The organism is Falsirhodobacter halotolerans (assembly GCF_022899245.1).
Taxonomy (GTDB): Bacteria; Pseudomonadota; Alphaproteobacteria; order Rhodobacterales; family Rhodobacteraceae; genus Falsirhodobacter; species Falsirhodobacter halotolerans.
In genome coordinates this window covers 2,333,486-2,346,134 of the sequence record NZ_JALJAZ010000001.1, presented here as the reverse complement: position 1 = coordinate 2,346,134, position 12,649 = coordinate 2,333,486, and the positions used below count along the sequence as shown (strand labels likewise).

Below are 12,649 nucleotides of genomic sequence, written 5' to 3'. Positions count from 1 at the left end.
AGGTGGAGCGATGACGTGACGACCAGCCGATATATCCCCCCCAAGAAGACTCTGCCCCAGAAGATCCGTCGCGAAGTCCGGCGCATCGGGCGTCAGATCGCGTTTCCGTTCAAGCCGTTCTGGGGATATGGAACCCGGATCGCTTATGATCGCACACGGGCCTCCACAGTTCATGTGACCGAAGGCGCGCAGCCTGTGATGGACGAGATTGCCATCCTGCTGATTTATCAACCCAAGGGGCTTTTGGCCTCGACGCTGTGGCAGATCGACTGGATGGGGCGGCAGGGCATCAGCCTGATCGTCGTCACCAACGCGCCCCTGCGCGCGGAGGATCGCGACAAGCTGGCCGGAATGACCCACCTTGTCGTGGAACGCCCCAATATCGGATACGACTTCGGCGGGTATCGTGAAGGCGTCATGCAGGTGATGGAGCGGAAGTATGCGCCCCGCGCGCTTTACGTCATGAACGACAGCATGTGGTTCCCGCTGTCGGAAACGTCGGACGTGATCGAACGTGCCCGCGCCGCGCCCGAGGATGTGTGGGGCCTGTTCGTGGATCTCGATTCCGCCTATCGCCGCAAGATCGATTCCGGCAAGGAGCATGTTCAGTCCTACTTCTTCCGGTTTTCGGAAAAGCTGCTGCGCGATCCGGTATTCTGGTCCTATTGGAAGAACATGTCGCTGGTCAGCGACAAGCGCGCGGTCATCAAGCTGCGCGAGGTCAAGCTTGCGGCCTATTTCGCAAGCAAGGGCTACAGCGTCGGCGGGCACAACAACTGGCTGGAAGTCGCGAATTATCTTCTGACGCTGGACGACGAGGAGAAGATGGACGCGATCCTGCGCCATCGGTGTGAGGTTCACGAGGATGACCGGGCGGTGATCGCGCCGCTCTTGGAGCGGATGACCGCGCTGGAGGCGCGGGACAAGCTGCGTGAAGACATTGCCGAAACCAAGCTTTTCCTGTTTTCGACGGCGCTGCACCCGTATGTCATGACCGATCTCGGCTTTCCGTTCCTCAAGAAGCAGCGGTTCGCCGTCATGGTGGCGAAACGGGCCAAGATCGTCGAAATGGGTCTGCACCGGAACTTTCCCGAACCCATGCAGGCCGAGATCGAGGAATGGGATCGCGATGTGACCGAGGTCTGGCCCCTGCGGCGGTGATCGGTGGCCGGCGTTTGGGGGCGAAGGTAAGGCATGACTGTTCTGAACATCCTGTGCATGAAATGGGGCGCGCTTTACGGCCCCGAATACGTCAACAACCTGGCGGCAGGCGTGCGGCGGCATCTGGACCGCCCGCACAGGTTCATATGTTTCACCGATGACGGAACGGGGCTGGATGCGGGGATCGAGGTGCGTCCGATCCCCGAACTGGGCCTGCCCGAGGGGCATTCCGACCGGCGCTGGCGCAAGCTGTCGGTGTTCCGCGACGATCTGGGGATCGAGGGGACGGCGCTGTTTCTGGACCTCGACCTGGTGATCATGGACGATCTGGGGCCGTTCTTCGATCATCCGGGGACGTTCCTGATCGTGCGCGACGACGATCTGTTCCGCGCCAAGCCGCTGCGCCGGTTGAACCCCGCCCGCGACCGTTTTCTTCATTCGGTGGGCAACAGTTCCGTCTTCCGGTTCGAGATGGGGCAGCATCGCTACATCCTCGACGCCTATCTGGCGGATCCGGTCGCGGCGACGCAAACCTATGAGATCAGCCAGCAGTTCCAAAGCGCGCAACTGGCGCGGCATGGGCATCTGGACTATTGGCCCAAGGGCTGGTGTGTCAGTTTCAAGAACAACTGTGTGCCGCGCGGGCCCGCCAGCTTTCTGCGCGATCCGGCCTGCCCCTCCGGGGCGAAGATCGTGGTCTTCGCCGGAAACCCCAAGATGACCGAGGTTCTGGAGGGGGGCGGCCACAAGTGGTATCGCCGGATTGGCAACGTGGACTGGTTGCGGCGGGCATGGGCGACATGATCCGGGCGCTGAAGGCCCGCTGGCGCACTCGCCGCGCCGTGGCCGAGATCGAGGGCCGAACCGGGGTGCCGCGCGCGCACGGGATGGCGTGTCCGGTCGTGGTCTCGCTCACCTCCTATCCTGCGCGCTATGCCACGCTGGCGCGCACGCTGCGCGGGTTGATGCGGCAAACCGTGCGCGCCGATCGCACCGTGCTGTGGCTGGCCCATGGCGATGAGGCGTCGCTGCCGGCGGAGGTGCGCGAGACCGGGGTCGAGGTGCGCCTGTGCGACGATATCCGGTCCTACAAGAAGATCATCCCCGCCCTTGCGGAATGGCCCGAGGCGGCCATCGTGACGGCCGATGACGATGTCTATTACCCGGCGGACTGGCTGGAGCGTCTGCTGGCCGGGACGGCACCGGTTCGCGCGCTGCGCGCCCATCGGGTGCGGATGGACGGCCCGCGCCCCGCACCTTACGCCCAATGGGCGCGCAACATCGCCGCGCCGGAGGGGGGGGCGCTGATCTTTCCGACGGGGGTCTTGGGCGTTCTTTACATGCCCGGCAGCTTTCACACGGATGTGCTGGATCGGGACGCGTTCATGACGCTTGCGCCCAATGCCGACGATGTCTGGCTTTACTGGATGCACCGGCGGGCGGGAGCGCGGGCCGAAAAGGTTGGTGGCAAACTGCGCGTTCTGGAATGGCCCGGATCGCAGACGGTGAGCCTGCGGTCGGACAATCTGGCGCAGGGGAATGACCGCGCCATCGCCGCGATGACGGACCGCTACGGCTTCCCTAGTTCAGAAGGATAAGCGCGCCGTTCAGCGCCGCCGCCACCGTCACCCACAGGGCATAAGGCACGAACAAAAGCGAGGACAGCGGATCGCGCGGCCAGGCGCGCAGGATGAAGGCGATGACCGTCAGCCACAGGGCGGCGATGATCCCGAACCCCGCAACCATGTGATGCGCGCCGAAGAACACCGGCGTCCAGGACAGGTTCAGCGCCATCTGCGCCACCCACAAAAGCCCCGGCCCGCCCCGCAGCAGCAGGCGCGCGCCCACAAGGCCGATGATCGCATAAAGCGTGCCCCAGACGATCGGGAACCACGCGTCCGGGGGGGTGAAGAAGGGCTTCTGCAGCCCCTCATACCAGGCGCCGGGGGGCCAAGTGGTGCCCACGAACATGCCCGCGCCCACGGTGGCGGCGATGAACAGGATATGGATGATCAGGCTGCGCATCGGGGTCCTCTTGTTTGCGGCGGACAATCCGTCGCGCCGCCTGCGGGGTCAAGCGGCGGGGTGGGGTTCGGCGGGAATCGGCTGGCGTCCGGCCGGGGTCAGAAGAAACACCTCGCGCCCCTCGATCACCACCGCCGACAGCGGCCCGCCATAGGCCGCGCTGCTGTCGAGGTTGAGGCGGTTGCCGTAATGGGTCGCGCGGTCGATGGCGGTGTGACCGTGCACGATCAGCGGGCCGAAGCTGTCCGTCACCTCCAGAAATCCCTGCCGGATCCAGCACAGGTCCTGTTCGTTCTGCGCCGACAGGGGGGCGGTCGGGCGAATGCCCGCATGGCAAAAGAACAGATCGCCGCGCGCGAAGCTGACGGGGCGGGCGGCCAAGAAGTCGCGATGCGCCTGCGGCACGGCGGCGACCGCATCGGCGTGCACCTTGGCGACAGGGCGGTCCATGGGGTGCGCGACGCCATAGCTTTGCAGCGTCGCCCCGCCGCCGATGCGGGGGTGCAGCCAACTGTGTTCGACCTTCAGCCCCGGATCGCGCCAGTCGGGATCGTCCAGAAAGCCGGTCATCAGACGGTCGTGGTTGCCCTTCAGCACGATCCAGTCCTGCCCCCCGGCAATGCCCCGGGCCAGATGGTCCACCACGCCCGCGCTGTCGGGGCCGCGATCGACAAGATCGCCGACATGCACCACAGGGGCCGTCCCGTGCCGCGCCTGATCGGCGGCGATCAGGTCATGCGCGCCGTGCAGAAGGTCGATCTGGCCGTGAATGTCGCCGATGGCATAGATATGCATGAAGCCCCAATGAAAAACCGGGGGCGCAGGGCCCCCGGTTCTTAGATCGCACGCAGGGCACTGAAATCAAGCGTCGAAGGCCAGCGGCCGGACCTGCTGGAACTTGCCCGTCGCACGCAGGGCCTCGATCGCCGACGTCTTCAGCGGCGCGTCCAGGTCGAGGATGGCGATCGCCTGCCCCCCCGCATCCGACCGGCCAAGGGTAAAGTTGGCGATGTTGACGTCATGCTGGCCCAGCGTCATGCCCAGAAGGCCGATGATGCCGGGAACGTCGTCATTGGTGGTGTAAAGCATGTGGGGCCCGATCTCGGCATCGACATTGATGCCCTTGATCTGGATGAAGCGCGGCTTGCCGTCCGAAAAGACGGTGCCCGCGATCGACCGTTCGCGCGTGTCGGTGACGACGGTCACCTTGATATAGGCGTCGAAGATCCCCGATTTCTCCTGCCGGGTGGTGGAGGTCTGGATGCCCCGTTCCTTGGCCGCGATGGGGGCGGAGACCATGTTGGCGTCGGGATTGGCGACCTTCATGATGCCCGCGATGGCGGCGGCGTTCAGCGCGGCCAGGTTCATCTCGGCCACCGCCCCGTCATAGAGGATGTTGATTGCGGTGATCGGCTCGTCCGTCATCTGGCCGATGAACGTGCCGATATGGCCCGCCAGCTTGACCCACGGCCCCATGACCTTGGCCTCCTCGGCCGTGACCGAGGGCATGTTCAACGCGTTCTGCACCGCGCCCGTCAGCAGGTAGTCGGCCATCTGCTCGGCCACCTGCAGGGCCACATTCTCCTGCGCCTCGGTCGTCGATGCGCCCAGATGCGGGGTCACGACCACGTTCGGCAGGTTGAAGAGGGGGGATTCGGTTGCAGGCTCCACCTCGAACACGTCGAAGGCGGCGCCGGCCACATGGCCGGATTTCAGCGCTTCGGCCAGCGCGGCTTCGTCCACCAGACCGCCACGGGCGCAGTTGATGATCCGCACGCCGGGCTTCGTTTTGGCCAGCGACTCCGCATTCAGGATGCCCTTGGTCTTTTCCGTCAGCGGCACATGCAGCGTGATGAAATCGGCGCGGGCCAGCAGTTCGTCCAGTTCCACCTTCTGCACGCCCATCTGGGTTGCGCGCTCTTCGGACAGGAAGGGGTCATAGGCGACCACTTTCATATGGAGGCCCAAGGCGCGGTCGCAAACGATGCCGCCGATATTGCCCGCGCCGATCACCCCCAGCGTCTTGTTGAACAGCTCCACCCCCATGAAGCGGGTCTTCTCCCACTTGCCGGCATGGGTGGAGACCGACGCCTCGGGCAGTTGGCGCGCGACGGCGAACATCATGGCAATCGCATGTTCGGCGGTGGTGATGGAATTGCCGAAGGGCGTGTTCATCACGATCACGCCCTTTTTCGACGCGGCGGGGATGTCCACATTGTCCACGCCGATGCCCGCACGGCCGATGACCTTCAGGTTCGGGGCGGACTCCAGCAGCTTTTCGGTGACCTTGGTGGCCGAACGGATGGCCAGGCCGTCATACTGGCCGATGATGCGGGCCAACTCTTCCTTGTCCTTGCCCAGTTTCGGCAGGTAATCCACCTCCACCCCGCGGTCGCGGAAGATCTGGACGGCGGTTTCGGACAGGGCATCGGATACGAGAACGCGGGGCGCCATGGCAGGCTCCTTCAAATGGGGAATAAGGGGAGGGGAGGAGGCGCTTACTGCGCCTCGATCTCGGTCAGATACGCGTAGTCGATCCAGGGCAGCAGCGCCTCGACATCCGAGGTTTCCACCGTGGCGCCGCACCAGATGCGAAGCCCTGCGGGCGCGTCGCGATAGGCGCCGGCGTCCAGCGCCACACCCTCTTTTTCCAGACGTTTTGCCACCGCCTTGGCAAAGGCCGCACCGTCCTTGATCCGCCCGTCCGTGAACGTCAGGCAGACCGAGGTGCAGGAGGCCGTCGCCGGATCAACGGCCAGATTTGCGATCCAGTCCCGCGTCGCGGTGAAATCGGCGATCGCCTTGGCGTTCGCCTCCGACCGCGCGATCAGGGCGGACAACCCCCCCAGGCTCTGGGCCCATTTCAGCGAGACGAGGTAATCCTCGACGCACAGCATGGAGGGGGTGTTGATCGTCTCGCCCTTGAAGATGCCTTCGATCAGCTTGCCGCCCTTGGTCATGCGGAAAATCTTCGGCAGCGGCCATGCGGGGGTATAGCTTTCCAAACGCTCCACCGCGCGGGGCGACAGGATCAGGACGCCGTGGCCGCCCTCACCCCCCAGCACCTTCTGCCACGAGAAGGTCACCACATCGAGCTTGTCCCACGGCAGATCCATCGCGAAGGCGGCGCTGGTCGCGTCGCAGATCGTCAGCCCCTGACGGTTGGCGGGGATCGCGTCGCCATTCGGCACCCGCACGCCCGAGGTCGTGCCGTTCCACGTGAACACCACGTCCTTGTCGAAATCCACCGAAGCCAGATCCACGATCTCGCCGTAAGGGGCTTTCTTGACCTCGGCATGGATCTTCAGCTGCTTGACGACATCGGTGACCCAACCTTCGCCGAAGGATTCCCATGCCAGCATTTCCACCGGCCGTTCGCCCAGAAGCGACCACATCGCCATCTCGACGGCGCCGGTGTCGGAGGCGGGAACGATGCCGATGCGGTAATCGGACGGAACGCCCAGAACGTCGCGTGTCAGGTCGATCGCCTCGGCCAGTTTCGCTTTGCCCACCGCCGCACGGTGCGAGCGGCCCAAGGGCGCATCCGCCAGCATGTCGAGGGTGAATCCGGGGATCTTGGCGCAGGGGCCGGACGAAAAGCGCGGATTTGCCGGGCGCGTGGCCGGAGCTTGGTAAGCCATTTCTGGTATCCTTACAGATAATCGCCCTTCGTTGGGGAAGGGTGTCCCGCCGACAGCGATACGGGGGCATCGGGGGCAAATCAACAAAATAATCGTGCCCGCCCCCAACGATACGGGGCGGGCGAACGTTCACGATGACGCGATCCGCCGTGTCCGGTGAAAGGGCGCGGTCTAATATCCGCCACCGCACAGGTGCCGCAATGGAAACACAGGTTTCCATTCTGTTCAGCCCGTGCCATTATGAATATGCGGAATCTTTGGGCCTTTATGGCGTCTGGATGCATCTGCCGAGGAGTGTGCGTTTGCGATCTGACCATCCGGCTCTGACCTCATGCGACCGGGAGCCCATTCACGTGCCCGGCGCCATCCAGCCTTACGGGCAGATGCTGATCGCCCGTGCGCAGGATCTGCAAATCGTTGGGACTGCGGGAACCGCGACCGACTGGCTGGCGGCGGCCATGGGGGGGGCCATGCCCGAGGTGACCGGCCTGCCGGCATCGGGGTTCGAGACGCTGCGCAACGGATTGAACGTGCTGGGCGATGCGGAGGTGAATGGGGCACGCCATGACGCGGTGGCCTTTCGCAGCGGCGATCACGTCGTTCTGGAACTGACCCCCCGCATCGACGGCCCCACCTTGGACGCGACGTTCCTTGCGGATCTTGAGGCGTTGGGCGCGGGGTTCGAACGGTCGACCTCCTTGTCGGAACTGTTCACCAAGGCCGCGCATGTCTTCCGCGATCTGACGGGATATGACCATGTCATGGTCTATCGCTTCATCGAGGGGGAGAACGGCGTCGTCGTGGGGGAAAGCCGGGCACCGGACACTCCCAGCTATATGAACCACCACTTTCCGGCGGGCGACATTCCGCGGCAGGCGCGGGCGCTTTATGTGCGCAACCGCGTGCGGGTGATTGCGGACGTGGCCTATGACCCCGCCGCCATTTCGGGCGATCCCGCCCTGCGCGACCTTGATCTGAGCGATTCCACCCTGCGCGCCGTGTCGCCCGTGCATGTGCAATATCTGCGCAACATGGGGGTTGCGGCCTCCGCCTCCATGTCGATCATCAAGGACGGGATGCTGTGGGGCCTTGTGGCCTGCCACAATCATGCCCCCCGCGTGCTGTCCCTGACCACGCGTCTGGCCTGCCAGGCGATGGCCGCCAGCCTTGCCCGGCAGATCAAGGCGCGGGAGGAGACGGAGCTTTATCGCGAACGCATCCGCCTGCGCACGCAGGAGGATGTGGTTCTGAGCCAGTTGGGATCGGATTCCACGCTGACCCAGTTCTTTGCCGCATCGGGCAAGCAGATCGCCGCCTTGCTGCAGGCCGACGGGTTTGCCGCGATGCAGGGCGACGATCTGTTCACCGTGGGGTCCTGCCCCGATCCGATCGACATGCGCAGCATCGCCGATCATGTCCGCCTGCCGGCGGCGGTTCGTCCCTTCGTGACCAGCAACCTGTCCGCCGATTGGGCCGAGGCCAAGGCCTACAAAGCCCTTGCCAGCGGGCTGATGGCCGTCACCATGTCGACCGAGGTGCCGACCATCCTGATGTGGTTCCGGGCGGAGGAAACCCAGATGGTGACCTGGGCGGGCAATCCGCACAAGGATGTCCCATTGGACCCGAACGCGGTGTTGTCGCCCCGCACCTCCTTTGCCGCCTGGTCGGAAGAGGTCAGCGGCCGCGCCCGCGCCTGGACCCATGGCGAGGAGGAATCCGCCGCGCGGCTTGTGCGCCTGATGCTGGATGCGCGCAACAACCGCCGTCTGCGCGAACTGAACCGTGAGCTGACGACCACGCTGAAGGAAAACGAAAGCCTGATCCAGCAGAAGGATTTCCTGCTGCGCGAGGTCAATCACCGCGTGCAGAACAGCCTGTCGCTGGTCGCGGCCTTCCTGCGGATGCAGGGGCGCGAGGCGTCGGGCGAGGTGAAGGCGCAATTGGCCGAGGCGGAGAACCGTCTCAAGGCCGTCAGCCTGGTCCATCGCCGCCTGCATCAGCATGACAGCGGCGAGATCCTGGATCTGGCCCGGTATCTGGACGAATTGTGCACCGAGTTGCGGGACACGATCGACCCGGCCTGGACGAAATGCATCGAGACGAGCTTCGTCCCGATCCTGATCGGCACCGACCGGGCCATCAGCATCGGCCTGATCGTGAACGAACTGGTGATCAACGCCACCAAATACGCCTATGACGGGCAGGCCGGGCCGATCGGCATCCTGCTGGAACAGCACCGCGACAGTTTTCGCGTCATCGTGTCCGACAGCGGGGTGGGCCATGGCGGCGCGGTCAAGGGCACGGGCTTTGGTATGCGAATGCTGGGCGCACTGGTCGACCGGCTGGGCGGGCATCTGGACATCGAGGACAACATGCCCGGCACCCGCGTCATCGTGACCGGCCCCATCCGCTAGTCTTCGCGGCGGGCCATCCCATATTGGGCGGATACCGTTCGCGAAAGGGAGCGCCCATGATCCGACGCCGCACCTTCGGCCTTGCGCTTGGCGCGGGCCTTGCGATGCCCGCCATCACCCTTGCGCGCGGATCGGCGGAGGACGCGGTGGCGGCGGCGCGGTCGCTGACCCAGTTGCACAGCCTTGTCGTCTGGCGCGGGGACCGGCGTCTGGTGGCCGACGCGCCGCGCGGGCCGGGCCTGACCCGCACCGCCAACATCAAATCCTGCAGCAAAAGCGTGCTGGCGCTGATCCTCGGCACCACGCTCGACCGGGGGGAGATTGCCGGCCTGTCCGCCCGTCTGGGCGACGTTGCCCCATCGCTGCTGCCCGCCGACGCGACCGAGGGTGCGGCGGATCTGACGATGGCCGATCTGGTGACCTTGCGCGGCGGGCTGCAAAGCACCTCGGGGGCGAATTATGGCGCGTGGGTCGCGTCGGGCAACTGGGTCGCCTATGCCCTGCGCCAACCGCGCATCGCGGAAAACGGCGGGCGGATGATCTATTCCACCGGCACCACCCATGTTCTGGGCGCGGCGGTGGCGCAGGCGACGGGGCAAACGTTGTGGGAGCTTGCGCGCGCGCGGCTGGGGGCGCCGTTGGGGATCGACGTGCCCCGCTGGCTGGCCGATCCGCAGGGCTTTTATTTCGGCGGGAACGAAATGGGACTGACGCCCGAGGCGATGGCCCGTGTCGCGATGCTGATGCGCGACGGGGGGCGGTATGACGGGCGGCAGGTGATCCCCGAGGACTGGGTGCGCGCCTCGACGCAAGGACGGACGCGGTCGCCCTTTTCGGGCCTCGATTACGGCTATGGCTGGTTTCTCAGCCGGTCGGGCTGGACCATCGCGCGCGGCTATGGCGGGCAGATCATCGCGGCGCATCCGGCGCGGGCGCTGGCCGTGGCGATCACGTCCGACCCCACCCGCCCCGCGCGGTCCGAAGGGCATTTCGGCGATCTGATGCGGCTGCTGGAAGGTCCAGTTCAGGCGCTTGGCTGATGCGGGGGGATGGGCTACACGAACGGCAACGCGAAAGGATGCCCGATGTTCACCGCCCTTCTGATGACCAGCCCCGACCGCCCCCACCTGACAACGGCCGCGTTGACCGATCTTGGCTGGACCATGGGCCCGCCGCGCTGGCTGGCGCAGGGCGTGGCGATCGAGGCGGATCTGGCCGCCGTGCCGGACGACCTGTGGGACCGCTGGGCACAAGGGCAGGAGGCGGGGTTCGATCTGTGCCTTGTGCCGCAGACCGGGCGGAAGAAGCGCCTTTTGCTGGCCGACATGGACAGCACGATGATCCGGCAGGAATGCATCGACGAACTGGCGGACGAGGCGGGGGTGGGCGCCCATGTCGCCGACATCACCGCCCGCGCCATGAACGGAGAGCTGGATTTCAACGCGGCCCTGCGCGAACGGGTGGGGCTGTTGAAGGGGTTGCCGGTGGCCGCGATCGACAAGGTGATGGCCGAACGCATCGTGCCGATGCCGGGCGGGGCCACGTTGATCGCGACGATGAAGGCGGGGGGCGCGCGGGCGGCGCTGGTCTCGGGCGGGTTCACCGACTTCACGCAGCGCGTGGGGGCTGTGCTGGGCTTTGACGAAAACCGGGCGAACGTGCTTCTGGCCGAAGACGGGCACCTGACGGGGCATGTCGCCGAACCGATTCTGGGGCGCGAGGCGAAGGTGACCGCGCTGGAGGAGATCAGCGCATCCATGGGCATTGCCGAGGCCGATGTGATCGCCGTGGGCGACGGGGCCAACGATCTGGGGATGCTGGGCCGCGCGGGCATGGGCGTGGCGCTGCACGCCAAACCCGCCGTCGCCGCGCAGTGCCAGTTGCGGGTGCACCACGGCGATCTGACGGCGCTTCTGTATCTTCAGGGCTACCGCGCGGAGGACTTCGTGCAGCCCCGCCCCTGACTACCCTCGGGCATAGACATCCTCATACCGGGTGATGTCGTCCTCGCCCAGATAGACGCCGGTCTGCACCTCGATCAGGACCATCGGCACCTTGCCGGGGTTCTCCAATCGGTGTTTCGCCCCCAACGGGACATAGACGGACTGGTTTTCCGTGACCAGCGTGACCGTGTCGTCCACCGTCACCCGCGCGGTGCCGGACACCACGATCCAGTGTTCGGACCGGTGAACGTGGCTTTGCAGCGACAAGGCCGCGCTGGGATGGACGGTGATGCGCTTGACCTGAAACCGATCCGACAGGGCCAGCGTCTCGAACCAGCCCCAGGGGCGGTGATCGCGGGCGAAGGCCTCGGCCTGGGGGGCGCCCCGATCGCGCAGGGCCGTCACGGCCAGCTTCGCCTCCTGCGCGCGGCGGCGGTCCATGACCAGCACGGCATCGGGCATGGCCACGGCCACGATGTCGCGCAAACCGATGCCGACGATCTCCTGCCCCTCCGCCTCGGACCGCAGAAGGGTGTCGGCGCAGTCGATGGCGGTGGCGGGCCCGCAAAGCGCCACGCCGTTGGCGTCCCGCGCCCCTTCGCGCCACACCGCGTCCCACCCGCCCAGATCGGACCAACCGGCGGAAAAGGGCACCACCGTCAGATTGTCGGCCTGTTCCATCACCGCATAGTCGATCGAAATATCCGCCACCCCGGCCCATGCGCCGCCGTCCAGCCGCAAGAAACCCAGATCGGGTCTTGCCCCGTCCAGCGCCGCCGTCACGGGGGGTAGAAGATCGGGCGCGTGGGCGCGGAACGCGTCGATCAGGGTGGCGGCGCGGGCCAGAAAAATCCCGGCATTCCACAGGTAACGCGGGTCGGCCAGCATCGCCTCGGCCCGGGCGGCGTCGGGTTTTTCGACAAACCGCATGAGGGGGGCGGGGCCGTCGCCCGTCCCCTCACGCTCCAACCAGCCATAGCCCGTCTCGGCCCGGTCGGGGGTGATGCCGAAGGTGACGATGCGGCCCGCGCGGGCGGCGGGAAGGCCCGCATCCACCGCCGCGCGAAAGGCCGCCCCGTCGGGCACGAAGTGGTCGGAGGGCGCGACCAGCAGCATCGCATCGGGCGCGGCCAAAGCCGCCGCCAGAATCGCGGGGGCCGTGTTGCGCGCGGCGGGTTCGATCAGGATCGCTCCCGGATCCACGCCGACGGCCGCCAGTTGTTCGGTCACGATGAACCGGAAATCCTGCGCCGTCACGATCATCGGCGCCGCATAATCGGGTCCCGACAGGCGCAAGGCGGCGGCCTGAAAGGGGCTCTCCGTCTCCACCAAGGGTGTGAACTGTTTGGGGAAGCGTTTGCGCGACAGCGGCCACAGGCGCGTGCCCGATCCTCCGCAAAGCAGAACTGGCGTGATGGTCATGTCGGTTCCTCCCCCTCCGTATGGTGGTGTGCCCGGGCCCCGA

11 protein-coding genes are annotated in these 12,649 nt (G+C 66.1%); 6 read left to right on the top strand and 5 right to left on the bottom strand.

Annotated features, from left to right (window positions below; genetic code table 11):
* Positions 1–15: 15 nt before the first annotated feature.
* Genes MU449_RS12230 through MU449_RS12220 form a run of 3 tightly spaced genes read left to right on the top strand, consistent with a single transcriptional unit; the run spans position 16 to position 2,759 of the window.
* A complete protein-coding gene (locus tag MU449_RS12230) occupies positions 16–1,161 on the top strand; it encodes a rhamnan synthesis F family protein (protein ID WP_244738469.1) in 1,146 nt (381 codons plus the stop codon).
* Between the two features lie 33 nt (positions 1,162–1,194).
* Positions 1,195–1,965, top strand: coding sequence for a hypothetical protein (locus tag MU449_RS12225; protein WP_244738468.1), 771 nt, complete (start codon positions 1,195–1,197; stop codon positions 1,963–1,965).
* Entirely contained in the window at positions 1,953–2,759 is an 807-nt protein-coding gene (locus tag MU449_RS12220; protein WP_244738463.1) for a glycosyltransferase family 2 protein, read from the top strand. The genes MU449_RS12225 and MU449_RS12220 overlap by 13 nt, the downstream gene beginning before the upstream one ends.
* Here MU449_RS12220 and MU449_RS12215 read toward each other — a convergent pair.
* From MU449_RS12215 to MU449_RS12200, 4 genes are all read right to left on the bottom strand, one after another.
* The gene (locus tag MU449_RS12215) at positions 2,743–3,186 is read right to left on the bottom strand and encodes a TspO/MBR family protein (RefSeq protein WP_244738460.1); all 444 of its coding nucleotides are present in this window, start codon (positions 3,184–3,186) and stop codon (positions 2,743–2,745) included. The two genes, MU449_RS12220 and MU449_RS12215, sit on opposite strands and share 17 nt — an antisense overlap.
* Before the next feature lie 48 nt (positions 3,187–3,234).
* Positions 3,235–3,981 (bottom strand): metallophosphoesterase, encoded by a 747-nt coding sequence (locus tag MU449_RS12210; protein WP_244738459.1) that lies wholly within the window; start codon positions 3,979–3,981, stop codon positions 3,235–3,237.
* A gap of 66 nt (positions 3,982–4,047) precedes the next feature.
* Complete coding sequence (gene serA, locus MU449_RS12205; protein ID WP_244738458.1) at positions 4,048–5,640, bottom strand: phosphoglycerate dehydrogenase; 1,593 nt, start codon at positions 5,638–5,640, stop codon at positions 4,048–4,050.
* Positions 5,641–5,684: 44 nt separating this feature from the next.
* On the bottom strand, positions 5,685–6,827 hold the full coding sequence (locus MU449_RS12200) for a phosphoserine transaminase (RefSeq protein WP_244738456.1): 1,143 nt from the start codon (positions 6,825–6,827) through the stop codon (positions 5,685–5,687).
* 134 nt (positions 6,828–6,961) lie between these two features.
* Between MU449_RS12200 and MU449_RS12195 the strand changes: the two genes are divergently transcribed.
* From MU449_RS12195 to serB, 3 genes are read left to right on the top strand one after another with little or no spacing between them, the layout of a single operon-like run.
* Complete coding sequence (locus tag MU449_RS12195) at positions 6,962–9,241, top strand: histidine kinase dimerization/phosphoacceptor domain -containing protein (RefSeq protein ID WP_342345657.1); 2,280 nt, start codon at positions 6,962–6,964, stop codon at positions 9,239–9,241.
* Positions 9,242–9,297: 56 nt separating this feature from the next.
* A complete protein-coding gene (locus MU449_RS12190) occupies positions 9,298–10,281 on the top strand; it encodes a serine hydrolase domain-containing protein (RefSeq protein WP_244738452.1) in 984 nt (327 codons plus the stop codon).
* Positions 10,282–10,326: 45 nt separating this feature from the next.
* Entirely contained in the window at positions 10,327–11,205 is an 879-nt protein-coding gene (serB, locus tag MU449_RS12185) for a phosphoserine phosphatase SerB (RefSeq protein WP_244738450.1), read from the top strand.
* Here serB and MU449_RS12180 read toward each other — a convergent pair whose 3' ends face one another.
* The gene (locus tag MU449_RS12180; RefSeq protein WP_244738448.1) at positions 11,206–12,606 is read right to left on the bottom strand and encodes a mannose-1-phosphate guanylyltransferase/mannose-6-phosphate isomerase; all 1,401 of its coding nucleotides are present in this window, start codon (positions 12,604–12,606) and stop codon (positions 11,206–11,208) included.
* Between the last annotated feature and the right edge of the window lie 43 nt (positions 12,607–12,649).

Excerpts from the sequence above, each read along its gene's own strand:
- MU449_RS12215 (WP_244738460.1), bottom strand. The coding sequence starts at position 3,186 with ATGCGCAGCCTGATCATCCATATCCTGTTCATCGCCGCCACCGTGGGC.
- MU449_RS12180 (WP_244738448.1), bottom strand. The coding sequence starts at position 12,606 with ATGACCATCACGCCAGTTCTGCTTTGCGGAGGATCGGGCACGCGCCTG.
- MU449_RS12200 (WP_244738456.1), bottom strand. The coding sequence starts at position 6,827 with ATGGCTTACCAAGCTCCGGCCACGCGCCCGGCAAATCCGCGCTTTTCG.
- MU449_RS12210 (WP_244738459.1), bottom strand. The coding sequence starts at position 3,981 with ATGCATATCTATGCCATCGGCGACATTCACGGCCAGATCGACCTTCTG.
- MU449_RS12190 (WP_244738452.1), top strand. The coding sequence starts at position 9,298 with ATGATCCGACGCCGCACCTTCGGCCTTGCGCTTGGCGCGGGCCTTGCG.
- serA (WP_244738458.1), bottom strand. The coding sequence starts at position 5,640 with ATGGCGCCCCGCGTTCTCGTATCCGATGCCCTGTCCGAAACCGCCGTC.
- serB (WP_244738450.1), top strand. The coding sequence starts at position 10,327 with ATGTTCACCGCCCTTCTGATGACCAGCCCCGACCGCCCCCACCTGACA.
- MU449_RS12220 (WP_244738463.1), top strand. The coding sequence starts at position 1,953 with ATGGGCGACATGATCCGGGCGCTGAAGGCCCGCTGGCGCACTCGCCGC.
- MU449_RS12225 (WP_244738468.1), top strand. The coding sequence starts at position 1,195 with ATGACTGTTCTGAACATCCTGTGCATGAAATGGGGCGCGCTTTACGGC.
- MU449_RS12195 (WP_342345657.1), top strand. The coding sequence starts at position 6,962 with ATGACGCGATCCGCCGTGTCCGGTGAAAGGGCGCGGTCTAATATCCGC.